Below are 23,603 nucleotides of genomic sequence, written 5' to 3' on the forward strand. Positions count from 1 at the left end.
ATGTCCACCATCTTGCAAAGCCTGCCCGTCGGCCAGAAGGTCGGCATCGCATTTTCCGGCGGCCTCGACACCAGCGCGGCCCTGCTGTGGATGCGCCAAAAGGGCGCCATCCCCTACGCCTACACCGCCAACCTGGGCCAGCCGGACGAGCCGGACTACGACGCGATCCCGAAACGCGCCCTGGCCTATGGGGCCGAGAAGGCGCGCCTGGTGGACTGCCGCCCACAGCTCGCCTCCGAAGGGCTGGCGGCGCTGCAGTGCGGGGCCTTCCACATCAGCACCGCGGGCGTGACCTACTTCAACACCACGCCGATCGGCCGTGCGGTCACCGGCACCATGCTGGTCGCGGCCATGAAGGAGGACGACGTCCACATCTGGGGCGACGGCTCCACGTACAAGGGCAACGACATTGAGCGCTTCTACCGCTACGGCCTCGTCACCAACCCCGCGCTGCAAATCTACAAGCCGTGGCTGGACCAGACTTTCATCGATGAGCTGGGTGGCCGCAAGGAGATGTCGGAGTTCCTGATCCGCAACGGCTTCGACTACAAGATGTCGGTGGAGAAGGCCTACAGCACCGACAGCAACATGCTGGGCGCCACGCACGAGGCCAAGGACCTGGAGCACCTGAACTCCGGCATCCGCATCGTCAACCCCATCATGGGCGTGGCGTTCTGGAAGCCCGAAGTCGACGTCCAGCCCGAAGAGGTCACGGTGCGCTTCGAGGAAGGCCGCCCGGTGGCCCTCAACGGCCGCGAATATCCGGATCTGGTCGAGTTGTTCCTGGAAGCCAACCGCATCGGCGGGCGCCACGGCCTGGGCATGAGCGACCAGATCGAGAACCGCATCATCGAGGCCAAGAGCCGCGGCATCTACGAGGCCCCCGGCATGGCGCTGCTGTTCATCGCCTACGAGCGGCTGGTCACCGGCATCCACAACGAGGACACGATCGAGCAGTACCGCGACAACGGCCGCAAGCTCGGCCGCCTGCTCTACCAGGGGCGCTGGTTCGACCCGCAGGCCATCATGCTGCGCGAGGCCGCGCAGCGCTGGGTGGCGCGCGCCATCACCGGCGAGGTGACGCTGGAGCTGCGCCGCGGCAACGACTACTCCATCCTCAACACCGAAAGCCCCAACCTGACCTACCACCCCGAACGGCTGACGATGGAAAAGGGCGCCTCGGTGTTCACGCCGCGCGACCGCATCGGCCAACTGACGATGCGCAACCTGGACATCACCGACACGCGCGACAAGCTGTCCATCTACACGCAGGCCGGCCTGTTGGCGATCGGCAAGGACGGCGATCTGCTCAAGCTGGGCGGCTGATACACGCCACCCTTCGCGCCACCTTGCGCGCGGTCACGTCCCCTCGCGCGCCCAGCGCACGATGCGCGCCGCCAGGCGCTCCGTCGTGCCGGGCGAGCGCAGGTCACCGGCGATCACATGCTGGTCGCGGTCGGTGCTGTCCTCCACCCGCTCCAGCCGCTTGACGGGGCTGCCCAGGCGCGCGAACAGCGCCTCGGTCAGGCCCGGATCCACCGTGCGGTCGCGCGGGCTGTACAGCACCAACACGGGCGTCTGCACGGTGGACGCATCCGCCTCGCGCACGCGCTGCACCAGCGCCATCATCGGCAACAGCGCCTGCACCGGGTAGACGCGGGTCCACCCCGCCTCGATGCGCGGGTCATCGCTGGGCGCGCCGACCGTACCGCCCGTGATGGCCTGCGCCAGCTGCGCCCCCCAGGGGCCGTTGAGCAGCTCGGTGCGCTTGTCCGCCGGCCCGAAGTTGGGCGATATCCACACCTGCCGCGCCACCGGCACACCAGCCGCATCCGGCCGCAAGGCCAGCCAGGCGCCCAGCGTCCCGCCGGTGGAGGTGCCAATCACCAACACCCGCTCGCCAATCGCGTGACCGATGCGCACCGCCTCGACCGCGTCGGCCAGCCAGTCCTGCGGGGTAACGGCCGCCAGGGCCGCCGGAGGCAGCCCGTGACCAGCCAACCGCGTGTGGAACAGGTTGGCCCCGAGGGCCTGAGCCACCCGCTCGGCCAGGGGCGCCGTCTCCACCCGGCTGGCGGTAAACCCATGCAGGTACACGACGGCCCAAGGGGTGCGCGTGCCGGGGGCGCCATGCCAAACGATGCCTTTGGCCGTGCCGGGGCGCAGACCCGGGTAGGCCGCCTCCTGCGCGGCCAGCCAGCCGTCCAGCTCGGCCAACGCGGCCGGCGGACGCGCCCGGGGCGCGGGCTCGTCGGGGCCATAGGCGTACCGGGGGCCGGCAAACCACAGCACCGCCAACACCCCCACCACGGCCAGCAGGCCCGTCGCCCAGCGGCGCAGGCGTCCCGTCGGGGCCGTCGGGCGCGCAGCCCCCGGCGCACCGGGCTGGGATGACGATGGTACGGACATGGCAACTCCCGAAATGACGAATCGATGACGCTGACGCGGGGCCGTGCCCCTGGCCCGTGACTGTAACCGGCCGTAACAACCGTCTCTCATTGCAAGAACCCCTTGGCAGCGCGCGGCTTGTTTCGAAGAATGCGGTCACCCGGCTCGACGCCGGGCCATTCTCACAGGAGATTCGCCATGTGGCTGCACGCCCCCTTCGACCCGCCACTGATCGACCAGATCAATCGCATGCAGGCGGGGGTGATCCCGTCGCCCATCCACCCGCTGACCTGCCCGAACGCGAAAGATGGCCAACACGCCTTTGCCGGCGGTTACCTGGGCGTGCTGGTGGCGCAGCGTCAAGGCCTGGTTTGCCCCTCGTGCGGACACACGCAGGACTGGCTGAGCCGCACCACCGTGGCCTGCGCCGAGCGCGAGAGCAGCGCTGCCATGGGCAACCCATCGCAGCGCATGGAAAAAGCGCGTCAGCGCGCGCTGGACGATTTCGCCCGGCTGGTGCGCGAAGGGCATCCCCAGGCGCAGGCCATGGTCGATTCGTTACAGGCAGCGGTGGACCGCCGCGCCAGCCGCGCCGAGGCCGCTGCCGTGCCCGACCACTCGACCGCGCTGCCCGAGCCGCTGGCGGCCTGAGTCGTCCGCCGATCGGACCAGCCCACGCAGCCCTGCCCACCGGCACCCCTTGGGCCGAGGGTTTCAGATCACCACTGGCTCCGGCTCCAGCCGGATGCCAAAGCGCTCATAAACGCTGGTCTGAATCAGCCGCGCCAACGTCATCACTTCCCCGCCCGTGCAGGGGTGTTCGGCGTCGCCGCGGTTGACCAGCACCAGCGCCTGCTTGTCGTACACGCCCGCGTGGCCGACGGTTTTGCCCTTCCAGCCGCAGGCGTCGATCAGCCAACCCGCGGCCAGTTTGACCGTGCCGTCGGGCATGGGGTAGTGCACCACCTTGGGATCGCGGCCGATGATGTCGGCGCACTGCTCCGGGGTAACCGTGGGGTTCTTGAAAAAGCTGCCAGCGTTACCAATCAGGGCGGGGTCGGGCAGCTTGGCGCGGCGGATCTCGCACACCCAGTCGAACACCTGGCGCGGCGTCGGGTGGGCGATGCCGGTTTCGGCCACCTTGCGCTCCAGGTCGTGATACCCCAACTGCGGGCGCCACTGCCGCGGCAGCCAAAAGCGCACGCGGGTGATCAGCGCGCGGCCCTTGAGCCCCATGCCGCGCTCGCCCGCGCGCTCGTGCTTGAACACCGAATCGCGGTAGCCGAAGGCACAGTGTTCGTGCCGCAGGGTCAGGGGCTCGCCCGTCTCCAGATCGATCGCGTCCAGCGAATGAAAACGGTCCTGCAGTTCGACGCCATAGGCGCCGATGTTTTGCACCGGGGCCGCCCCGACCGTGCCGGGGATGAGGGCGAGGTTCTCCAGACCGGGCCAGCCCTGCTGCAGCGTCCAATCCACGAACGCGTGCCAACGCTCGCCGGCGCCCGCCTCCACCAACCAGCCGCGCTCGTCCTCGCGCAGCAGACGCCGCCCAGGGATTTCCACCTTCAGCACCAGTTGGCGCACATCGCCGGTCAGCACGATGTTGCTGCCACCGCCCAGAATGAAGGTGTCCTGCCAGCGCCAGTCCGGGTGGCGCACGAGGGCAGCCACATCGTCCTCGCGGCGGATGCGCGCCAAACGGTGCGCGCGCGCCGCGATGCCGAACGTGTTGAGGGGCTGCAAGGGCACATGGTTCTCGACTACCATGCGCGGATTGTCGCAAACCCCTTCATGCTCCCGAGGAATCCCGCATGCCATCGTTCGATACCGTGCTCGAACCCAACCTGGTCGAAGTGAAGAACGCCGTCGAGCAGACGCAGCGCGAGATCGGCACCCGCTTCGACTTCAAGGGCTCGTCCGCCGCGGTGGAGCTCAAAGACCACGACATCATCGCGCACGCCGACAGCGAGTTCCAGCTCCAGCAGGTGGAGGACATCCTGCGCAACAAGCTCACCAAACGCCAAGTCGATGTGCGCTTTCTGGACCCGGGCAAGGTCGAGAAGATCGGCGGCGACAAGGTCAAGCAGGTGTTTCGCGTGCGCAGCGGCATCGGCAGCGAGGACGCCAAAAAGATCCAGCAGCTGATCAAAGGCAGCAAGCTCAAGGTGCAGGCCGCCATCCAGGGCGATGCGGTGCGCGTCAGCGGGGCCAAGCGCGACGATCTGCAAACGGCGATTGCGCTGATCCGCAAGGAGATGGCGCAGTTGCCCCTGAGTTTCGAGAACTTCCGCGACTGAGCGGGCGCCGCCCCAAGGACACCCCTGCCCCCACCCGCCGGCCCACCGGACCCCACCATGGCCTTTACCGCCCAACCCGACCCCGCCTACGGCGCGATGCAGGACTGGATGGCCCGCTGGACGGAGCTGGAGGCCCAGCTGGCGGCGCTGCTGTCCGCCCCGCGGCAGTACGCCGACTTTCTGCCCCGTCTGGAGCGGCTGCGGGCCGACGCCGAGGCCTTGCTGGCCACGGACGAGGACGCCACGCTGTACTGGCTGTTCCAGCTCGCGGCGTCCACCTCGGTGGGCTACAGCACCTCGCACGCGATGGCGTGCTGGGCCATGTGCCGGCTGGTCGGCCCGGCGGTGGGCGTGTCGGCCCCGGACGCCGCAGCGCTGGAGCGGGCGGCGCTGACCATGAACATCGGCATGACGCGGCTGCAGGACACCCTGGCCGCGCAGGCGCACCCGCCCACCGAGGAGCAGCGCGCCCTGATCGACACCCACGCGGCGCGCGGCGCCCAGTGCCTGCGCGAATGCGGCGTGCGCGATGCGCGCTGGCTGGACATCGTCGAGCAGCACCACGAGGCGGACAGCCACGACACGGCGGTGCGGCTGCTGCAGCGCATGGACCGCTACACCGCCCTGATCAGCCCGCGCGAGACACGCCCGGGGCGCAACCTGACCGACTCCGCCCGCACCCTGTTGGTGCGGCCCGGCGGGCGACTGGACGACATCGGACGCGCGCTGCTGCAGACGCTGGGCATCTGCCCACCGGGCACCTTCGTGCGGCTGGCCGACGGACAGGTGGCGGTGGTGCTGCGCCGCTCGGGCCGCCCTGGCGAGCCGTGGGTAAGCGCGGTGCTCGACGCCGACGGCCACCCGGTGCTGGAGCCGGCGCTGATCGACACCGGCGACGAGGCCACCGCGATCGAAGCCGCACTACAGACCGCCACGGTGCGGGTGCGGCTCAACCACCCGCGGCTGCTCCAGCTTTCGCGCCTGGCGTTGCAGCGCTGACCTGCGGCCTCAGCGGGCGGCACCGCCTTTTTTGCTGCCGATCTTGCTCTCCTGCCCGGCCAGCAGGCGCTGGATATTGCCCGCATGGCGCCACAGCAGCAGCAGGCTCATGGCCGCGACTGCCAGCCCCACCGGGCCGCGCACATCCCACGCGGCGCCGTCGCCAAACCAGTAATAGAACGGCGCAAACACCGCAGCCACGATGGCTGCCAGCGAGGAATAGCGGAAAAACACGGCGATCAGAATCCAGCTCGCGAGCACGGCAACACCCAGCCACGGCTCGAACGCCAGCAGCACACCGGCGGCCGTGGCCACCCCTTTGCCCCCCTGAAAGCGGAAAAACACCGGAAACAGGTGCCCCAAAAAAGCCGCCAGCCCGACGGCCGCCAGCGTACCGTCGCCCAGCCCCCAGCCCGCGCCCCAGTGGCCGACCACCCACACCGGCAGCCAGCCCTTGACCGCATCGAGCAGCAGTGTCAGCGCCGCCGCCACCTTGTTGCCCGAGCGCAGCACGTTCGTGGCGCCGGGGTTCTTGCTGCCGTAGGTGCGCGGGTCACTCAACCCCATCACGCGGCTGACCAACACCGCAAACGACAGCGACCCCACGGCATAGGCCAGCGCCACCGCGCCCATGGGCATCCACCACTGCATCATCCACCTGGCTCCTAGAAATCATTCGAGGCCCCGGCCGCACGCCGGGGCCGCAAGCTTACCCGAGGCGCCACGCGTGCCAGCGCCGCCCCCCCGCTCACTGGGCCGGGTCGCGCAGCTCCCAGCGGATGCGGTCGACGGCCTCCAGCAGCTCGGACGTCAGCTGCACGTCCCACGCGTCCAGGCAGGCGTCCAGCTGCGCCCGCGACGTCACGCCGATGATCGTGCTGGCCACGCGCCAGTTGCGGTAGCAGAACGCCAGCGCCAGCTGCAGCGGCGTGAGGCCATGCTCGCGCGCCAGCGCGTTGTAGCGGCGCGCCGCGGCCAGCGCCTCCGGCCGGCCCCAGCGCTGCTTGCGCATGCTCTCGAACAGCGCCATGCGGCCCTGCGGCGGCCCGGCGTGCTCCAAGCCGGTGTCGTCGTACTTGCCGGTCAGCAGCCCGAAGCCCAGCGGCGAGTACGCCAACAGCGCCACGCCAAGGCGATGGCAGGTCTCGTCCAGGCCATTCTCGTAGCTGCGGTTGATCAGGCAGTACGGGTTTTGCACCGTCACCACGCGCGGCAGGCCGGCCTGCTCGGCCACGCGCACGAACTCGTGCACGCCATACGGCGTCTCGTTGGACAGGCCGACGTAGCGCACCTTGCCGGCGCGCACCAGGATGTCCAGCGCCTCCAGCTGCTCGGCGATACTGGCGCACGGGCGGTCCTTGGCCGGGTCGAAGGTGATCGCGCCGAACATCGGCACGTTGCGCGCCGGCCAGTGGATCTGGTACAGGTCGATGACGTCGGTGCGCAGCCGGCGCAGGCTGCCGTCGCAGGCGGCCAGGATCTCGGCCTTGGTCAGGCCCGAGGACTCGCCGCGGATCCACGGCATGCCGCGCGACGGGCCGGCCACCTTGGTGGCGAGCACCACGCGCTGGCGCACGCCGGGGCGGCTGGCGAACCAGTGGCCCAGGATCGTCTCGGTGGCGCCGTAGGTCTCCGCGCGCGCTGGCACCGCGTACATCTCGGCAGTGTCGAGGAAGTTGACGCCGCGCTCCAGCGCGCGGTCGAGGATGGCGTGGGCGTCGCGCTCGGCGACCTGCTCGCCGAACGTCATCGTCCCCAGGCAGATCGGGGAGACGGACAGGCCGCCAGCGGCCAGGGTGACGGGTTGCATGGGTGGGGCCTCCTTGGACGGGGAAAAGGGAAACGGGCGGAATCGCGTTCACGCACTGGCGGCAGCCGAGGCGCGCTCGCGGGCGCGCGCCTCCTCCTGCAGCCGCAGCACGCGCCGCTGCACCTTGCCGGTGGTGGTCATCGGCAGCGCGTCGATGAACTCGATTTCCTTCGGGTACTCGTACGGCGCCAGCCGGCCGCGCACGTGCTGCTGCAGCTCGGCCACCAGCGCCGGGTCGAACTCGGCGGCCGGGTCGGCGCAGCGCGCGCGCACCGCCTGCACGCCGGGGCCGGTGGCCTCGTCCACCAGCGCGACGACGGCGGCGCTGTCCTGCAGGCGGTACTCCAGCGCCTCCGGCCCAAACAGCTGCGACAGCGGCACCGCCACCGCCCCCATCTGCAGCACGGCCATGTAGGCCACGGCGGTCTCGAAGCGCTGCGGCAACTGAATAGCCACCCGGTCGCCGCGCTGCACGCCCAGCAGCCGCAGCGCGTTCGACAGGCGGTTGGCCTCGGCGGCCAGGTCGCCGTAGCTGTGTCGGCGCGGGCGGGTCAGGGTCGGCCCGTCCTCGATGACGGCCAGCGCCTGCGCCTGGTCGGGGCCGTCCGCCCAGCGGCGCAGACAGACCTGTGCCATGTTGAAGCGCGCCGGCACCTGCCAGCGAAAGGCGCCGTACACGGCGTCGTAGAGGTGGGCGTGCAGGCCGGGCGCCGCGGCGCGGTTGTCGTGCGCATGACTGGGCATGGAGGGCATCCCCGTTTGTCTCCTGAATAATTACAAGAATGTATCAAGTCCGACGACCTTCGCGCAGCACCTTCGAGACCGTGCGCGGCCAGCGCTATCACCTGCGGGAGTGGGGCACGCCCCACCCTGACCAACCGCCGCTGTGGCTGTTGCACGGGTGGATGGACGTGTCCGCGTCCTGGCAGTTCGTGGTCGATGCCTTGGCCCAAGAGCGCCACTGCATCGCCCCCGACTGGCGCGGGTTTGGTCTGACGCGCTCCGCCCATCTGGACGACGACCCCCATGGCCCGCCGCCCTACGGCGAGGCCGATCACTATCTGTTTGCCGATTACCTGGGCGATCTGGACTTTCTGTTGGTGCGCCTCAACCAGCGCTTGGGCCGCGCGCCGGACGCGCCCATCGACCTGGTCGGCCACAGCATGGGGGGCAATGTCGCGATGCTGTACGCCGGCGTGCGGCCGACACGCGTGCGGCGACTGGTCAATCTGGAAGGGTTTGGCATGCCCGCCACACGGCCAGAGCAGGCCCCGCGCCGCTACGCCGCCTGGCTGGACGAACTCCACCAACTGGCCCAGGGTGAGCTGACGCTCAAGACCTACCCCGGCCAGGAAGGCGTGGCGCAGCGGCTGATGAAGACCAACCGCCGCCTGCCCGAGGACCGCGCCCGTTGGCTGGCCCAGCACTGGGCGCGGCCGGTGGACCCCGGCGCGCCGGACGGCGAGTGGCGGATTCTGGGGGATCCGGCGCACAAGGTGCGCAGCAGCCAGCTCTACCGGCTGGACGAGGTCCTGGCCGTCTATGGCGCCATCGCCGCCCCGGTGCTGGCGGTGGAGGCCAGCGATGACAGCTTGGCGCAGTGGTTCCCGCGCGGGGAGCATTCGCTGGCCGAATACCACCGACGGCTGCAGGCGGTGCCCCGCTGCCGCATCGCGCGCGTCGAGGATGCCGGCCACATGCTGCACCACGACCAGCCGCAACGGGTGGCCGCCCTGATCGAGGCACACCTGGACGCGCCCGACGGTGCCGACGCCCCCCTGCACGGAGGGGCCGACTGACATGGCGGGCGCAACCTGGAAGACCGACCTGCTCATGGTCGGCGTGGCAGCCATCTGGGGCTCCACCTTCGTCGCCCAGCAAATGGGCATGGACAGCGTCGGGCCGTTCACCTACACAGCGGCACGCATGGTGCTGGGTGTGCTGCTCATCGCGCCGCTGTGGTGGTGGCGGGGCGGCCCGTTCGCCGCCGTGCCGCGCGTGGACAGCCGCGGGCTATGGCGCGACGGCACGCTGCTGGGGCTGGTGCTGTTTTCGGCCATCAACCTGCAGCAGGTGGGCCTGCTGGGCACCAGTGTGTCCAACGCCGGCTTTATCACCGGGCTGTACGTGGTGCTGGTGCCGATCCTGATGCGCCTGCTGGGTCAGCCGGTGGGCCTGCCCGTGTGGCTGGCGGTGGCGCTGGCGGCTGTGGGGCTGTACTTTTTGAGCGTCAAGCCCGACGCCACCATCGCGCCGGGCGATTGGCTGCAGTTGGGCGGGGCCGGCTTGTGGGCCGTCCATGTGCTGCTGGTCGGACATTGGGCGCGGCGCCATGACGCCATCCGACTGTCCATCGTGCAGTATGCGGTCGCCGGGGCGCTGTCCTGGGTGGCGGCCCTGTGGCGGAACGAGGCGATCACCGCCGACGCCCTGACCGGCGCGGCGGGCGCCATCGCCTGGGGTGGCATCCTGTCGATCGGCATCGCCTACACGCTGCAGGTCGTGGCCCAGCGCACCGCCAAGGCGTCGCATGCTGCGGTCATCTACAGCAGCGAGGGCGTGTTTGCCGCCATCGGCGGCTGGTGGATCCTGGGTGAGGCCATCGGCTGGCGCGGATGGGGCGGTGCGGCCCTGATCCTGGCCGGCATGCTGCTTGCGCAATTGGGCCGCCGATCCTGAGCGGCGCGGCCGCCCGCGCACGCCCGGCGTAGGCGCCTACATGCGAAAATGCGGGGTTTTCGAACGTCCGTCACCCGAAAGATCGCCATGGAAGCCGAACGCCTCAACGCCCTTGCCAACCGATTGCAAGACCTGACGCAGCGCGTCGCCGACTTGCGGAGGTTTCTTTGACTACGATGCCAAGGCGCTGAAGCTGTCCGAGGTCAACGCCGCGCTGGAAGACCCGGGCGTGTGGAACGACCCCAAGCGCGCGCAGGAACTGGCCAAAGAAAAGAAGTCGCTCGAAGACGTGGTGCTGGTGCTGGACCGGCTGGCACAGGAGCTGGCCGACAACACCGAACTGTTCGAGATGTCGCGCGCCGAGGGTGACGACGCCGGGCTGGAAACCATCGAGGCCGACGTGGCGCGCATCGCGCCGGAGGTCGAAAAGCTCGAATTCCGGCGCATGTTCAACAACCCCGCCGACCCCAACAACTGCTTCATCGACATCCAGGCCGGTGCGGGCGGGACCGAAGCGTGCGACTGGGCGCAGATGCTGCTGCGCCAGTACCTGCGCTACGCCGAGCGCAAGGGCTTCAAGGCCACGGTCGAAGACGAGCAGCCCGGCGACACCGCCGGCATCAAAAGCGCCACCATCAAGGTCGAGGGCGACTACGCCTTCGGGTTGCTGCGCACCGAAACCGGCGTGCACCGCCTGGTGCGCAAGTCCCCGTTCGATTCTTCCGGCGGGCGCCACACCTCGTTCGCCTCGGTGTTCGTCTACCCTGAAATCGACGACTCGATCGAGGTCGAGATCAACCCCGCCGACGTGCGCGTCGACACCTACCGCGCCAGCGGCGCCGGCGGTCAGCACATCAACAAAACCGACTCGGCGGTGCGCCTGACGCACATCCCCACCGGCATCGTCGTCACCGCGCAGGACAGCCGCAGCCAGCACTCCAACCGCGACTTGGCGTGGCAGCGTCTGCGCTCCAAGCTGTACGAGCTGGAGATGCGCAAGCGCATGGAAACGCAGCAGCAGCTCGAAGCCACCAAGACCGACGTCGGCTGGGGCCACCAGATCCGCAGCTACGTGCTGGACCAAAGCCGCATCAAGGACCTGCGCACCAACGTCGAAGTCTCCAATACGCAAAAAGTGCTGGATGGCGATCTCGACGTGTTCATCGAAGCCTCGCTCAAGCAGGGCGTCTGACCCCCTCCCCCACCAGGACCGCACCCATGACCGCCATGCGTGAAGGCAGCCCCCGCATCGTGCGCCGCGAGGATTACGCGCCGCCGGCGTACTGGATCGACACCGTCGATCTGACCTTCGACCTCGACCCGGCCAAGACGCGCGTGCTCAACCGCATGCGCGTGCGCCGCAACCCGGACGTGCCGGCGCAGCCGCTGCGGCTGGACGGCGAGGAGCTCAACCTCGCGCGCGTGCTGGTCAACGGCCAGGGCACCAGCTTCCGGCTGGACGGCAACCAGCTCGTGCTGGAGGCCCTGCCCGAAGGCCCCGAGCCGTTCGAGCTGGAGATCTTCACCACCTGCGCGCCGGAGAAGAACACCCAGCTGATGGGCCTCTACGTCAGCCAGGGCACCTTCTTCACGCAGTGCGAGGCCGAGGGGTTCCGGCGCATCACCTACTTCCTGGACCGGCCCGACGTCATGGCCACCTACACCGTGACGCTGCGCGCCGACAAGAAGCGTTATCCCGTCCTGCTGTCCAACGGCAACCTGGTCGAAAGTGGCGACCTGGACGGCGGCCGCCACTACGCCAAGTGGGTCGATCCGCACCGCAAGCCGTGCTACCTGTTCGCGCTGGTGGCCGGCGACCTGGTCTGCCGCAGCCAGCCGATCGTCAGCCGCCACGGCACCGAGCACCTGCTGCAGATCTACGTGCGCCAGGCGGACCTGGACAAGACCGAGCACGCGCTGCAGTCGCTGATGGCGGCCATCGCCTGGGACGAGACGCGCTTCGGCCTGCCGCTGGATCTGGAGCGCTTCATGGTGGTCGCCACCGGCGACTTCAACATGGGCGCGATGGAGAACAAGGGCCTCAACATCTTCAACACCAAGTACGTGCTGGCCAACCCGGCCACCGCCACCGACACCGACTACGCCAACATCGAGTCGGTGGTGGCGCACGAGTATTTCCACAACTGGACCGGCAACCGCGTCACCTGCCGCGACTGGTTCCAGCTGAGCCTCAAGGAGGGGCTGACGGTCTTCCGCGACCAGGAATTCAGCCAGGACATGGCCGGCAGCCCCTCGGCGCGCGCCGTCAAGCGCATCGAGGACGTGCGCGTGCTGCGCACCGTGCAGTTCCCGGAGGACGCCGGCCCGATGGCGCACCCGGTGCGCCCCGATCAGTACGCCGAGATCAACAATTTCTACACCGTCACGGTGTACGAGAAGGGCGCCGAGGTCGTGCGGATGATGCAGACCCTGGTCGGCCGCGACGGCTTCGCGCGGGGCTTGAAGCTCTACTTCGAGCGTCACGACGGCCAGGCCGTCACCTGCGACGACTTCGCGCAGGCCATGGCGGACGCCAACCCCGACAGCGAACTGGCGCGCCGGCTGCCGCAGTTCAAGCGCTGGTATTCGCAGGCCGGCACGCCGCGCGTGCACGCCCGCGGCCACTACGACCCCGAGGCGCGCACCTACACGCTGACGCTGCGGCAGAGCTGCCCGCCGACGCCGGGCCAGCCGGTCAAGGAGCCGTTCGTCATCCCGGTGGCGCTGGGGCTGCTGGACGCCCAGGGCCACGCGCTGCCGCACACCGAGCGGCTGGTGGTGCTGCATGAGCCCGAGACCACCGTCGTCTTCGAGGGGATGGACGCCGCCCCGGTGCCGTCGCTGCTGCGCGGTTTCAGCGCTCCGGTGATCCTGGAGCACGAGCTGACGGATGACGAGCTGCGCACGCTGCTGGCACACGACACCGACGCCTTCAATCGCTGGGAGGCCGGCCAGCAACTCGCGCTGCGGCGGGCGCTGGCGGCGGTGCGCGCCGACGGCCCGGTGCACGAGCCGCTCGATGCGCCGTTCCTCGAGGCGATGCGCGCGGTGCTGCGCCACCCCACGCTGGATGCGGCGTTCAAGGAGCTGGTGCTGACGCTGCCGGCCGAGACCTACATCGCCGAGCAGCTCGACGCCGTCGATCCGCAGCGCATCCACGCGGTGCGCGAGGCGATGCGCCGCCAGCTCGCGCACGCGCTGCACGAAGACTGGGTCTGGGCCTACGAGCAGCACAGGGACAACGGCGCCTACCGGCCCGACCCGGTCAGCGCCGGGCGGCGGGCGCTCGCGGGGCTGGCCCTGCAGATGCTGTGCCTGGCCGCGCGCGACAACGGCAACCCGGTCTGGCCCGGCAAGACCTACCAGCGCTTCAAGGACGCCACCAACATGACCGACCGCTACGCGGCGCTCAGCGCCCTGGTCACGGCCGGGCACGAGCTGGCGGCGCGCGCGCTGGAGCAGTTCCACGCCCGCTTCCGCGACGAGGAGCTGGTGCTGGACAAGTGGTTTGCGCTGCAAGCCGGCGCCCCCGACCGCGACGGCGACGCGCTGCCACGCGTGCAGGCGCTGCTGCAGCACCCGGACTTCAACCTGCGCAACCCCAACCGCGCGCGCAGCCTCATCAGCACCTTCTGTCACGCCAACCCGGCGGGCTTGCATCGCGCCGACGGTGCGGGCTACGCGTTTTGGCGCGACCGGGTGCTGGAGATCGACGCGTTCAACCCGCAGGTCGCCGCGCGCCTGGCGCGTGCGTTGGACCGCTGGCGCAAACTGGCCGAGCCTTACCGCAGCGCGGCGCGCGCCGCCATCGAAGCGGTGGCCGCGCACGAGGGCCTCAGCACCGACGTGCGCGAAGTTGTCAGCCGCGCCTTGGCCGATTGACACCCCAGGAGCCTCACGATGACCCCCAGCTCTGTGTCCCTGACCCGCTACCTGATCGAGCAGCAGCGCGTGCACGGCGCCATCACGCCGCAGCTGCGGCTGCTGCTGGAAGTCGTCGCGCGCGCCTGCAAGCGCATCGCCATCGCCGTTGGCAAAGGCGCGCTGGGCGGGGTGTTGGGCAACGCCGGCACCGAGAATATCCAGGGCGAGGTGCAGAAGAAGCTCGACGTCATCGCCAACGAGGTGCTGATCGAGGCCAACGAATGGGGCGGCCACCTGGCGGCGATGGCCTCCGAGGAGCTGGATGGCATCCACCCGATCCCGAACCGCTACCCGCAGGGCGAATACCTGCTGCTGTTCGACCCGCTGGACGGCTCCAGCAACATCGACTGCAACGTCAGCATCGGCACCATCTTCTCGGTGCTCAAGCGCCAGCACGACGACCCCACCGTCATCGAGCCGGTCAGCGAGACCGACTTCCTGCAGCCCGGCCGCGAGCAGGTCGCCGCTGGCTACTGCATCTACGGTCCGCAGACGACGCTGGTGCTCACCGTCGGCAACGGCGTGGCGATGTTCACGCTCGACCGCGAACAGGGCGCCTGGGTGCTGATCCAGGACCAGGTGCGCATCCCCGAAGACACGCGCGAGTTCGCCATCAACATGAGCAACTGGCGCCACTGGGCCGCACCGGTGCGCCGCTACATCGAGGAGTGCCTGGCCGGCGCGGAAGGCCCGCGCGGCAAGGACTTCAACATGCGCTGGATCGCCAGCATGGTGGCCGATGTGCACCGCATCCTGACGCGCGGCGGCATCTTCATGTACCCGTGGGACAAACGCGAGCCCCACAAGCCCGGCAAGCTGCGCCTGATGTACGAGGCCAACCCGATGGGCTGGATCGTCGAGCAGGCGGGCGGTGCCGCCACCGACGGACGCTGCCGCATCCTCGACATCGAGCCGAAGGGCCTGCACGACCGCGTGGCGGTGATCCTCGGCTCGAAGAACGAGGTCGAGCGCGTGACGCGCTACCACCAGGAAGCGCAGACCGCCGAAACCCCGACGAACGCGCTATAATTTTGGCTTTCCGCGATACTGCCAGCCACCGGTCGGCAAGTCGCCATGCCGCAATAGCTCAGTTGGTAGAGCAACTGATTCGTAATCAGTAGGTCGGAGGTTCGACTCCTCTTTGCGGCACCAGAAAAATCAACAACTTAGCCCGCATCCGAGCGGGCTTTTTTGTGGGCGCCCGGACGTCAGGCGGCCCCAGTCCCCGCGTCCGCGGCAACCACTGTGCGATTGCGGCCACTCCGCTTGGCCTCGTACATCGCTTGGTCTGCCCGGTGCAGCACGGCCTCCAGCGTGACCGATTCCGTGCCCAAGACACTGGCAACACCCAAACTGGCCGTCACCGGAACCCCCAACGTGGGAATACACACGCGTGCCAGACCTTCCCGCAGCTTATCCGCCAGATGCCATGCCTGCTCGGCCGATGTGTCGGGCAGCAGCAACACGAACTCTTCACCGCCGAAACGGGCCACGCGATCGGTCTGCCGCGTCGAGCCCGCCATGTACCGCGCCGTCTGCCGCAGCACCTCATCCCCCACGGCATGCCCATGACGGTCGTTGATGGCCTTGAAGTGATCCAAGTCGAGCATGATCAGCGTCAGCGGCGCCCCCAACCGCCGGGCGCGAGCCAATTCGTGCTCGGCCTGCCGCACGAACTCGCGACGATTGAGCAGGCCCGTGAGCGGATCGCGCGTGGCCAGGGCCTCGAGCTCGGCGCGCTGGGCCTCCAACTGCCGGTTGGATTCGGCGAGCGCACGCTGCAGCAGCTCGGTGCGCGCGTAGTGGCGCCAAAATAGAATGCTGACCAGAATGGCCAGTGCCGTGGCCGAGGCGGCATTCATGCGGTTGGTGGCGAGCACAGCGGGGTCGTCGGTGGTGCCACCCAATACCCACGCCAGCGCCACCCACGCCATCCCCATCAGCCCCACCATGGTGGACGGCCGCAGCAGCAACACGATGGCCACGCCGACCGCCGCGTTGACATAGGGGTTGACGCTGCTGCTGACCGCCTGATCCATCACGGTCAACACAATCGCCCAGGCGAGCACCACCGCCGAGACGGCCAATGGCAGGATTCGACCCACGATGGGCAACACCGGCCGGGCGTGCAGGCGACGCGCAAGCCACCCCGTCAAGGCCATGACGACAGCCATAGCGCCATGGGCTGTCGCGATCTGTCGCGCCCAGCCGTCGCGCACGGGCTCGTCAAAGGTCAAGAGACCAAACACGGCGATGTGCACCGCATTCAGCGCCACCAGCACCCAAGCGGCGAGGGACAACACCTGCAGATTGCGCCGCACGGCGCTGTCCTGCACCTGTCGGTCCTCGTCGGCCCAGCGGCGCCACGTTTCGCGTATCGTCATGGTTCACCCATCATAAGCAGCCCCTGACCCCGATGGCCGTTCTCGTCGTCTACTGCCAGCCCGGCGCGCGGCAGACCCGCATCGCCGGTCTGCACGACGGTAAGCCCAAAGTGCAACTGCAGGCCCCGCCAGTGGACGGGGCCGCCAACGAAGCCCTGATCGCATTCGTCGCCCGGCGCTGCGGGGTGCCGCGCTCGCAGGTGCGCATCACCCACGGTCACACGAGCCGGCTCAAACGGCTGGCCATCGACGGGCTGGACGATGCGGCCGCCCTGTCGGCGCTGATGGACGGATGACCCTCACGGTTCCGCTCTGCCTGGATCGTCGCCAGCAGCGCCGGGGGCGGCCCCGCTGAGAAACCGCCGCACCACCCCCCGCACATGCCGCCGGCGGCGGCCCTCGTCGGCGAGGCGCAATGGCTGGCGGTAGAGGATGCGCGCGAGTTCCAGCCCCATCGCCATGCCGAGGAGCATCTCGGCGTCGCGCTCGGCCGCGGGCCATGCGCGGCCCTGTGCGGCGGCGTGGCGGCGCAGCAGGGCGGCCACCGCGTCGATGGCCTGCTGCGGCCCGAGGCGCCAGATGCGCTGCAGGTCGGCCTGCGGCTGCGGTAAGGCCGCGATGGCCTGCAAATAGGCCTGGTAGGCCGGCTCGGTGACGAAGGCCAGCATCGAGTCGAGGAAGCGCTCCAGCACCTCGGCCAGGGCTGCCGCATCCGCTGGGGCGGCATCCAGGGCGTCCAGCAGCGGCTGGGCCTCGCGCAGCACGAGCGCTTCCAGTAAGGCATCGCGGTGCGGCCAGCGGCGGTACAGCGTCGCCTTCGAGACGCCACTTGAGCGCGCCACCGCCTCCATTGTCAGCGCCGCCGGCCCGCCGGTCAGCAGCAGCGCGCGGCCGGCGGCCAGGATCTGCTCATCCTTGCGGGTGTCGGGGGGGCGGCCCGGCGCGCCGCTGCGCGCGCCGGCGGTCGGTGGGGTCATGGGGTTTACTGTACGATACCGTTCACTTATTGCCAAGCCGAGCCGGAGGACACCCCCGTGAACGTTGCGCCCCTGCGATTGGGTTCGATGGCCCTGTCGATGTCGATCGCGTTGCTGCTGGCCGGCTGCCAGCGCGCCGAAGCCCCCCGCGGCGAGGCCGCTCCCGCCGTAGTGGCCACCGCCCCGGTGGAGCCGTTGGGCGCTGCGGGCCTCGGGCTGTCGGGCACGGTGCGCGCGCGGGTGGAAGCGCCGCTGGCCTTTCAGGTGGGCGGGCGCATCGCCGCACGCCGCGTGGACGCGGGCCAGAGCGTGCAGGCCGGCCAGGTGCTGTTCGAGCTGGACCCGTCCGATCTGGAGCAGGCGGTGCGCGCCGCCGAGGCCGATGCGGCGGCCGCCGAGGCTGCGCTGCGCACCGCGCAGGCCGACCTGGAGCGCGTGCGGGCGCTGGCTGCTCAGGGCTTCGTCAGCACTCAGGCCACCGACCGCGCGCAACTCGCCACGCGCGAAGCCACAGCACGGCGCGATGCGGCGCAGGCGCGGCTGGCCCAGGTGCGCAACGGCCGCGCCTACGCGCAGCTGCGCGCGCCCGCTGCCGGCGTCGTGACCGACGTCACCGGCCAGCCCGGCCAGGTGGTGGCGGCGGGCCAGCCGGTGGCTACCCTCGCCCAGGCCGGCGCACGCGAGGTGGAGGTGTTTTTCCCGGATACGGTGGCGCCCCCTGCGGCGGGGCAGGCGCGGCTGCCGGATGGGCGCACGGTGGCGCTCGCGCTGCGCGAGGCCGCACCGATGGTGGATACGCTCGCACGCACACGCCGCGCGCGTTACCGCGCCGATGGCCTGCCGCCCGAGCTGCCGCTGGGCAGCGTCGTGACGACGCAGTTCGCGCTGCCGGGCCCGGGCACCACCGCGCCGGCCGATGGTGCCAGCTCGGTGGCGACCTGGCGCGTGCCGGTGGGCGCGCTGGATGAACGCGCCGAGGGCCCGCGCGTCTGGCGCGTGCGCGACGGCAAGCTGGAAGCGGTGCCGGTGCGCGTGCTGCGGGTGGACGACCGCCACGCGGTGGTGGCCGCACCGCTGCAAGCCGGCGAGCGCGTCGTGGCGCTGGGCACGCACCTGCTGCAGCCCGGCATGGCGGTGCAGGAGCGCGCACGATGAGCTTTCCGAACCTGTCGGCACTTGCGGTGCGCGAGCGCGCCGTGACGCTGTTCTTCCTGATCCTGTCGGTGCTGGGCGGCATCTACGCCTTCGCGACGCTGGGCCGCGCGGAAGACCCGGCCTTCACCGTGCGCGTGATGCAGGTCCACGTGGCCTGGCCCGGGGCCACGCCGCAACAGCTGCAGGAGCAGGTGGTGGACCGGCTGGAGAAGAAGATCCAGGAGGTCGAATTCCTCTACCGCATCGAGACGACGATCCGCCCCGGGCAGGCCACGCTGCAGGTGGAGTTCCACGACTACACGCCGCAGGCGCGCGTGCCGGAGCTGTTCTACCAGGTGCGCAAGCGCATGTGGGACGCACAGCGCGAAATGCCCGCCGGCGTGATCGGCCCGGTGGCCAACGACGACTTCGCCGATGTCTATTTCAGCCTGCTGGCGCTGACCGCGCCCAAGCTGCCGCACGACGAACTGGTGCGCGAGGCCGAGCGGCTGCGCGACGAGATCCAGCGCATCGAAGGCGTGCACAAGGCGCTGCTGCTGGGCGAGCGAACCCAACGCATGTACGTGGAATTCGACAACGCGCGGCTGGTCAACCTGGGCCTGTCGCCGCAGGCCATCTTCGAGGCCATCGACGCCAGCAACCGGCTGGTGCCCACCGGCCGGCTAGAGACCCATGGCCCGCGCCTGCACATCCGGCTCGACGCCGACCTCTCGGACCCCGAAGCACTGGCGCAACTGCCGATCCGCGCCGGCGGCAAGGTGATACGCCTGGGCGACATCGCCACCATCCGCCGCGGCTACGAGGATCCGCCCGGCTACCTGGTGCGCGCGCGCGGGCAGGACGCGGTGCTGATCGGCGTTGTCATGAACAAAGGGGAAAACGGCTTGCAGCTCGGCGAGCGCCTGCACGCCTATCTGGAGCGCGAGAAGGCCGAGCTGCCGCTGGGGCTGGAGCTGACGCAGCTGACCAACCAGGCCGACGCCATCGCCAAGGCGGTGAACCTGTTCCAGATCAAGTTCCTGGTGGCGGTGGCGGTGGTGATGGGCGTGAGCATGCTGGCCATCGGGCTGCGCGCTGGCCTGATCGTCGGCATCGCGGTGCCGGTGACGCTGGGCCTGAGCTTCGTGGTCTTCAAGGCCATGGGCATCAACCTGGACCGCATCACGCTGGGGGCGCTGATCATCTCGCTGGGTCTGCTGGTGGACGACGCCATCATCGCCGTCGAGATGATGCTGGTGAAGATGGAAGAAGGCTGGGACCGCATCCGCGCCGCCGCCCACGCCTGGAACGTGACCGCCACGCCGATGCTGTTTGGCACGCTGGTGACGGTGGCGGGCTTTTTGCCCATCGGCTTTGCGCGCTCGGGCGTGGGCGAATACGCCGGCAACATCTTCTGGGTGTTGGGCGTGAGCCTGCTGGTGTCGTGGCTGGTGGCGGTCACCTTCACGCCCTACCTGGGCGTGAAGATGTTGCGCGACGTCCCGCCCGAAGCGCGCCACGGCCATGACCAGCTGTACCAGACGCCGGCGTACCAGCGGCTGCGCCGCGTGGTGGCCTGGTGCGTGACGCAGCGCAAGACCGTGGTGGCCACCACCGTGGCGCTGCTGGTGCTGGCCGCCGTGGGCATGGCCAAGGTGGTGCCCAAGCAGTTCTTTCCCAGCAGCGACCGTTCCGAAGTGCTGGTCAGCGTCTATTTGCCGCAGGGCACGAGCGTGCGCGTCACCGATCAGACCGTGCGGCGGCTGGAGGCGATCCTGGCGCCGATGCCGGAGGTCAAGACGCTGTCGGCCTACGTCGGAGCGGGGGCACCGCGCTTTTTCATCTCGGCCAACCCCGAGCCGCCAAACCCGGCGTTTGGCAAGCTCATCGTCGTCGCCCACGACGAAGCGGCGCGCGACCGTATCATCGCGACGCTCGAAGAACACATCCGCAACGGCGAATTCGCCGAGGCGCGCATCCGCGTGGCGCGGCTGTTGTACGGGCCGCCGGTGGCCTGGCCGGTGCAGTTCCGCGTCTTTGGCCCCGACCCGGTGCAGCTGCGCGCCATCGGGCACCGTGTGCGCGAGATCATGGCCGCCAACCCGCATGTGGTCGATGCGCACCTGGAGTGGGACGAGCGCGTCCCGGTGCTGGCGCTGCGCACCGACCCCGACCGCTTGCGGCTGATGGGCCTGACGCCCCAGGACGTGGCGCAACAACTGCAAACCCTGCTGGAGGGCGCGCCGGTGACGCAACTGCGCGTGGGCAACCGCACGGTAGAGCTGACCGCGCGCGGCGCGCTGCAGGGCGGCCGCGTCAGCGCCGACACCTTGGGGGCGCTGGAAGTGCTCAACCGTGACGGCCGCAAAATCCCGGTGGCGCAATTGGGCACGCTCGAGGTGCGCTACGAAGAGCCCGTCATCAAGCGCTACAACCGCGAGCCGTTCGTGGCCGTGCAGGCCGAGGTGCGCGGCGCCCAGCCCAACGACGTCACGGCGGCGGTCTGGCAGGCGCTCGAGCCGCTGCGCGCCGAACTCCCGCCGGGCTACCGCGTGGCCATCGGCGGCTCGGTGGAGCAGTCCGAGAAGGCCAACCTCTCGATCCAGAAGCTGCAGCCGCTGATGGTGGCGGCGATGCTGGTCTTCATCATGCTGCAGATGCGCTCGTTCGCCGGCACCTTCATGGTCGTGGCCACCGCACCGCTGGGGCTGATCGGCGCGGTGCTGGCGCTGCTGGTGTTCTGGCAGCCGTTCGGCTTCGTGGCGCTGCTGGGGCTGACGGGCCTGGCGGGCATCCTGATGCGCAACACGCTGATCCTGACGCAGCAGGTGGCCGACAACTTCGGAGCCGGCATGGCCGCCTTCGACGCCGTGGTCGAAGCGGCGGTGCAGCGCGCGCGGCCGGTGGTGCTGACCGCCCTGGCTGCGGTGCTGGCCTTCGTGCCGCTGACGCACGACAGCTTCTGGGGGCCGCTGGCCTACGTGCTGATCGGCGGTGTGGCCGTCGGCACGGTGATCACCCTGCTGTTCGTGCCGGCGCTGTACGCGCTGTGGTTCCGCATCCGGCCGGCGGCGGCCTGACTCACTCCAGGCTGAGGACCAGCCGCTTTCCCAGCGCGGCGGCGGCGCGCTCCAACTGCTTGAGGGTGGGGTTGCCGGGGCGGGTCAGCCGCTGCGCCGCCGGCCAGGAGGCGCCCATGGCGCGGGCCAGCTCCGACAGGCTGTGCCCCTGCCGGGCAAAGTGGATCAAGAGCGCGGCCTGCACCGGCGCGTCGGGCAGCGCCACCGGGCGGCCATCGGCTGGCGACGGCGGCGGGATGTCCTCACCCTGCTCCAGGCGGACCGCCAGCACGCCGGTGAGCACCTCGGCGGCGTTGAAGGCTGCCTGCTCTTCGGTGTCGCCCTCGGTGAAGGCTTCCTCCAGATCGACGAACTGAACGAGAAAGCCGCCTTCGGGCTGCGGCTTCAAGGGCTTGACTCCGCTTTGCCGTTCGATGGCCTTGACGAGACCGGATGAGAGGCCGCGGCTGCCGCGCACGGGCACAGGCACGCTGCGCGGCGCGCCCAGCTTGACGAGGATGTGGTGGCTTCCCTGGATGCGCGCCACGCGCCATCCGGCTTGCCCCAGCCGCCGGATGACCTCCTTGCCGCCCATCTTTGAATGATAGATCACCAAAGGTAGTGCGCGACCCCGTCCGCTGATCCAGAACTGCGGGGGTTGTGGCCCTAAACATGGCCAAGCCGGCGCGCGATCTCGCCGACGAGCTGGCGCGCCAGCGTGATCTTCGGCGCCGGCGGCAGCTCCACCGCCTCGCGCTCGTCCACCAGCAGCAGCGCGTTGTCGTCGCGGCCGAAGGTGTCCGGGCCGATGTTGCCGACCAGCAGCGGCACGCCCTTGCGCGCGCGCTTGGCCTGCGCGTGCGCCAGCAGATCGTGGCTCTCGGCGGCAAAGCCGACGCAGTAGAGCTCGCCGCGGCGCGCGCGCGGCAGCGTCGCCACGGTGGCCAGGATGTCCGGGTTTTCGACGAAGGCGAGCGCCGGCGGCGGGCCGCCGGCGTCCTTCTTCAGCTTGCGCTCGGCCGCCTGCGCCGGGCGCCAGTCGGCCACGGCGGCGGCGGCGATGAAGACGCTGGCAGCCTCGACTTCCGCCAGCACCGCCTCCAGCATCTGCTGCGCGGTCTGCACGTCCACGCGGCGCACGCCGCGCGGCGTGCGCAGGTGCACCGGACCCGCCACCAGCGTCACCTGGGCACCGGCCTCGCGCGCCGCGCGCGCCACCGCAAAGCCCATTTTGCCGCTGCTGTGGTTGGTGATGCCGCGCACCGGGTCGATCGGCTCGAAGGTCGGCCCCGCCGTCACCAGCACGCGCTGGCCGCGCAGCACCTTGGGCTGCAGGTGGGTGATCAGCTCCTCGACGATCTCCTGCGGCTCCAGCATGCGACCGTCGCCGACCTCGCCGCACGCCTGCTCGCCCTGCCCCACGCCCAGCACCACGGCGCCGTCGGCGGCCGCCTGGGCGACGTTGCGCCGCGTGGCCGGATGCGCCCACATCTCGCGGTTCATCGCCGGGGCCAGCAGCAGCGGCACGCGCTGCGCCGGCCGCGCCAGGCACAGCAGCGCCAGCAGCTCGCCGGCGCGGCCCTGCGCCAGCTGCGCGATGAAGTCGGCGCTCGCCGGCGCCACCACGATCGCGTCGGCCCAGCGGCCGAGGTTGATGTGCGCCATCGCGTTGGGCTCGCGCGCGTCCCACTGGCTGGTGACGACCGGGTGGCCGCTCAGCGCCTGCATCGTCACCGGCGTGATGAACTGCGCCGCCGCCTCGGTCAGAACCACCTGCACATCGGCGCCGGCCTGCACCAGCAACCGGCACAGCTCGGCCGCCTTGTAGCAGGCGATCCCACCCGTCAGCCCCAGGACGATGTGCTTGCCGTCGAGTTCTTTCATGCGACCGCACTATACCGCCCGGCACCCGCACCGGACGGGGCCGGCTTTTATAATCGGCCTTTCCACAG

The 23,603-nt window shown here is 70.1% G+C and carries 21 protein-coding genes and 1 tRNA gene; 13 read left to right on the top strand and 9 right to left on the bottom strand.

The features are described from left to right. Nucleotides 1-1,326: an argininosuccinate synthase gene (gene argG, locus Tfont_RS01555; RefSeq protein WP_143968191.1), complete on the top strand. Its 1,326-nt coding sequence runs from the start codon at nucleotides 1-3 to the stop codon at nucleotides 1,324-1,326. 33 nt (nucleotides 1,327-1,359) lie between these two features. On the opposite strand, the gene Tfont_RS01560 is transcribed toward argG, so the two are convergent. After that, nucleotides 1,360-2,409 (bottom strand): alpha/beta hydrolase, encoded by a 1,050-nt coding sequence (locus Tfont_RS01560; protein WP_082955452.1) that lies wholly within the window; start codon nucleotides 2,407-2,409, stop codon nucleotides 1,360-1,362. A 177-nt stretch (nucleotides 2,410-2,586) separates the two neighbouring features. Between Tfont_RS01560 and Tfont_RS01565 the strand changes: the two genes are divergently transcribed. After that, nucleotides 2,587-3,039, top strand: coding sequence for a hypothetical protein (locus Tfont_RS01565; RefSeq protein ID WP_068609128.1), 453 nt, complete (start codon nucleotides 2,587-2,589; stop codon nucleotides 3,037-3,039). 63 nt (nucleotides 3,040-3,102) lie between these two features. Here the strand turns inward: Tfont_RS01565 and murB are convergent, their stop codons facing one another. Further along, the gene (gene murB, locus Tfont_RS01570) at nucleotides 3,103-4,155 is read right to left on the bottom strand and encodes a UDP-N-acetylmuramate dehydrogenase (RefSeq protein WP_068609126.1); all 1,053 of its coding nucleotides are present in this window, start codon (nucleotides 4,153-4,155) and stop codon (nucleotides 3,103-3,105) included. Between the two features lie 44 nt (nucleotides 4,156-4,199). On the opposite strand from murB, the gene Tfont_RS01575 reads away from it, so the two are divergent. Together Tfont_RS01575 and Tfont_RS01580 are read left to right on the top strand one after the other, a co-directional pair. Beyond that, on the top strand, nucleotides 4,200-4,685 hold the full coding sequence (locus Tfont_RS01575) for a YajQ family cyclic di-GMP-binding protein (protein ID WP_068609123.1): 486 nt from the start codon (nucleotides 4,200-4,202) through the stop codon (nucleotides 4,683-4,685). A 57-nt stretch (nucleotides 4,686-4,742) separates the two neighbouring features. Beyond that, the gene (locus Tfont_RS01580) at nucleotides 4,743-5,684 is read left to right on the top strand and encodes an HD-GYP domain-containing protein (RefSeq protein ID WP_068609121.1); all 942 of its coding nucleotides are present in this window, start codon (nucleotides 4,743-4,745) and stop codon (nucleotides 5,682-5,684) included. Nucleotides 5,685-5,693: 9 nt separating this feature from the next. Here Tfont_RS01580 and plsY read toward each other — a convergent pair whose 3' ends face one another. From plsY to Tfont_RS01595, 3 genes are all read right to left on the bottom strand, one after another. Then, nucleotides 5,694-6,335: a glycerol-3-phosphate 1-O-acyltransferase PlsY gene (gene plsY, locus Tfont_RS01585; RefSeq protein ID WP_068609874.1), complete on the bottom strand. Its 642-nt coding sequence runs from the start codon at nucleotides 6,333-6,335 to the stop codon at nucleotides 5,694-5,696. Between the two features lie 97 nt (nucleotides 6,336-6,432). Further along, nucleotides 6,433-7,494 (bottom strand): aldo/keto reductase, encoded by a 1,062-nt coding sequence (locus Tfont_RS01590; RefSeq protein ID WP_143968193.1) that lies wholly within the window; start codon nucleotides 7,492-7,494, stop codon nucleotides 6,433-6,435. A 48-nt stretch (nucleotides 7,495-7,542) separates the two neighbouring features. Then, nucleotides 7,543-8,247 (bottom strand): AMP-binding protein, encoded by a 705-nt coding sequence (locus Tfont_RS01595; RefSeq protein ID WP_143968194.1) that lies wholly within the window; start codon nucleotides 8,245-8,247, stop codon nucleotides 7,543-7,545. 29 nt (nucleotides 8,248-8,276) lie between these two features. Here Tfont_RS01595 and Tfont_RS01600 point away from each other — a divergent pair, with 29 nt between their 5' ends. From Tfont_RS01600 to Tfont_RS01625, 6 genes are all read left to right on the top strand, one after another. Continuing rightward, nucleotides 8,277-9,293: an alpha/beta fold hydrolase gene (locus tag Tfont_RS01600; protein WP_068609113.1), complete on the top strand. Its 1,017-nt coding sequence runs from the start codon at nucleotides 8,277-8,279 to the stop codon at nucleotides 9,291-9,293. Nucleotide 9,294: 1 nt separating this feature from the next. Then, nucleotides 9,295-10,173, top strand: a complete 879-nt coding sequence (locus Tfont_RS01605) for a DMT family transporter (protein ID WP_068609111.1) — start codon at nucleotides 9,295-9,297, stop codon at nucleotides 10,171-10,173. 87 nt (nucleotides 10,174-10,260) lie between these two features. Beyond that, a protein-coding gene (prfB, locus tag Tfont_RS01610) for a peptide chain release factor 2 (protein ID WP_132961292.1) occupies nucleotides 10,261-11,365 on the top strand; the annotation gives its coding sequence in 2 pieces (ribosomal slippage) (nucleotides 10,261-10,341 and nucleotides 10,343-11,365; 1,104 coding nt in all). Nucleotides 11,366-11,400: 35 nt separating this feature from the next. After that, nucleotides 11,401-14,055 (top strand): aminopeptidase N, encoded by a 2,655-nt coding sequence (gene pepN, locus Tfont_RS01615; RefSeq protein ID WP_143968217.1) that lies wholly within the window; start codon nucleotides 11,401-11,403, stop codon nucleotides 14,053-14,055. Between the two features lie 18 nt (nucleotides 14,056-14,073). Then, entirely contained in the window at nucleotides 14,074-15,126 is a 1,053-nt protein-coding gene (locus Tfont_RS01620) for a class 1 fructose-bisphosphatase (RefSeq protein WP_143968195.1), read from the top strand. A 47-nt stretch (nucleotides 15,127-15,173) separates the two neighbouring features. After that, nucleotides 15,174-15,249 (top strand) — tRNA-Thr (locus tag Tfont_RS01625). 56 nt (nucleotides 15,250-15,305) lie between these two features. On the opposite strand, the gene Tfont_RS01630 is transcribed toward Tfont_RS01625, so the two are convergent. Next, a complete protein-coding gene (locus Tfont_RS01630) occupies nucleotides 15,306-16,481 on the bottom strand; it encodes a GGDEF domain-containing protein (RefSeq protein ID WP_143968196.1) in 1,176 nt (391 codons plus the stop codon). A 32-nt stretch (nucleotides 16,482-16,513) separates the two neighbouring features. Here Tfont_RS01630 and Tfont_RS01635 point away from each other — a divergent pair, with 32 nt between their 5' ends. Next, complete coding sequence (locus Tfont_RS01635) at nucleotides 16,514-16,777, top strand: DUF167 domain-containing protein (RefSeq protein ID WP_068609103.1); 264 nt, start codon at nucleotides 16,514-16,516, stop codon at nucleotides 16,775-16,777. Nucleotides 16,778-16,780: 3 nt separating this feature from the next. Here Tfont_RS01635 and Tfont_RS01640 read toward each other — a convergent pair whose 3' ends face one another. Further along, on the bottom strand, nucleotides 16,781-17,458 hold the full coding sequence (locus Tfont_RS01640; RefSeq protein WP_143968197.1) for a TetR/AcrR family transcriptional regulator: 678 nt from the start codon (nucleotides 17,456-17,458) through the stop codon (nucleotides 16,781-16,783). 57 nt (nucleotides 17,459-17,515) lie between these two features. On the opposite strand from Tfont_RS01640, the gene Tfont_RS01645 reads away from it, so the two are divergent. Beyond that, nucleotides 17,516-18,613, top strand: coding sequence for an efflux RND transporter periplasmic adaptor subunit (locus tag Tfont_RS01645; RefSeq protein WP_221934255.1), 1,098 nt, complete (start codon nucleotides 17,516-17,518; stop codon nucleotides 18,611-18,613). Continuing rightward, a complete protein-coding gene (locus tag Tfont_RS01650; protein WP_143968198.1) occupies nucleotides 18,610-21,672 on the top strand; it encodes an efflux RND transporter permease subunit in 3,063 nt (1,020 codons plus the stop codon). Before Tfont_RS01645 ends, Tfont_RS01650 begins: the two co-directional genes overlap by 4 nt. A 1-nt stretch (nucleotide 21,673) precedes the next feature. On the opposite strand, the gene Tfont_RS01655 is transcribed toward Tfont_RS01650, so the two are convergent. After that, on the bottom strand, nucleotides 21,674-22,246 hold the full coding sequence (locus Tfont_RS01655) for a type II toxin-antitoxin system HicA family toxin (RefSeq protein ID WP_143968199.1): 573 nt from the start codon (nucleotides 22,244-22,246) through the stop codon (nucleotides 21,674-21,676). Nucleotides 22,247-22,317: 71 nt separating this feature from the next. Next, nucleotides 22,318-23,535: a bifunctional phosphopantothenoylcysteine decarboxylase/phosphopantothenate--cysteine ligase CoaBC gene (coaBC, locus tag Tfont_RS01660; RefSeq protein ID WP_143968200.1), complete on the bottom strand. Its 1,218-nt coding sequence runs from the start codon at nucleotides 23,533-23,535 to the stop codon at nucleotides 22,318-22,320. Nucleotides 23,536-23,603 lie beyond the last annotated feature (68 nt).

Origin of the sequence: Tepidimonas fonticaldi (assembly GCF_007556755.1) — a bacterium.
GTDB lineage: Bacteria > Pseudomonadota > Gammaproteobacteria > Burkholderiales > Burkholderiaceae_C > Tepidimonas > Tepidimonas fonticaldi.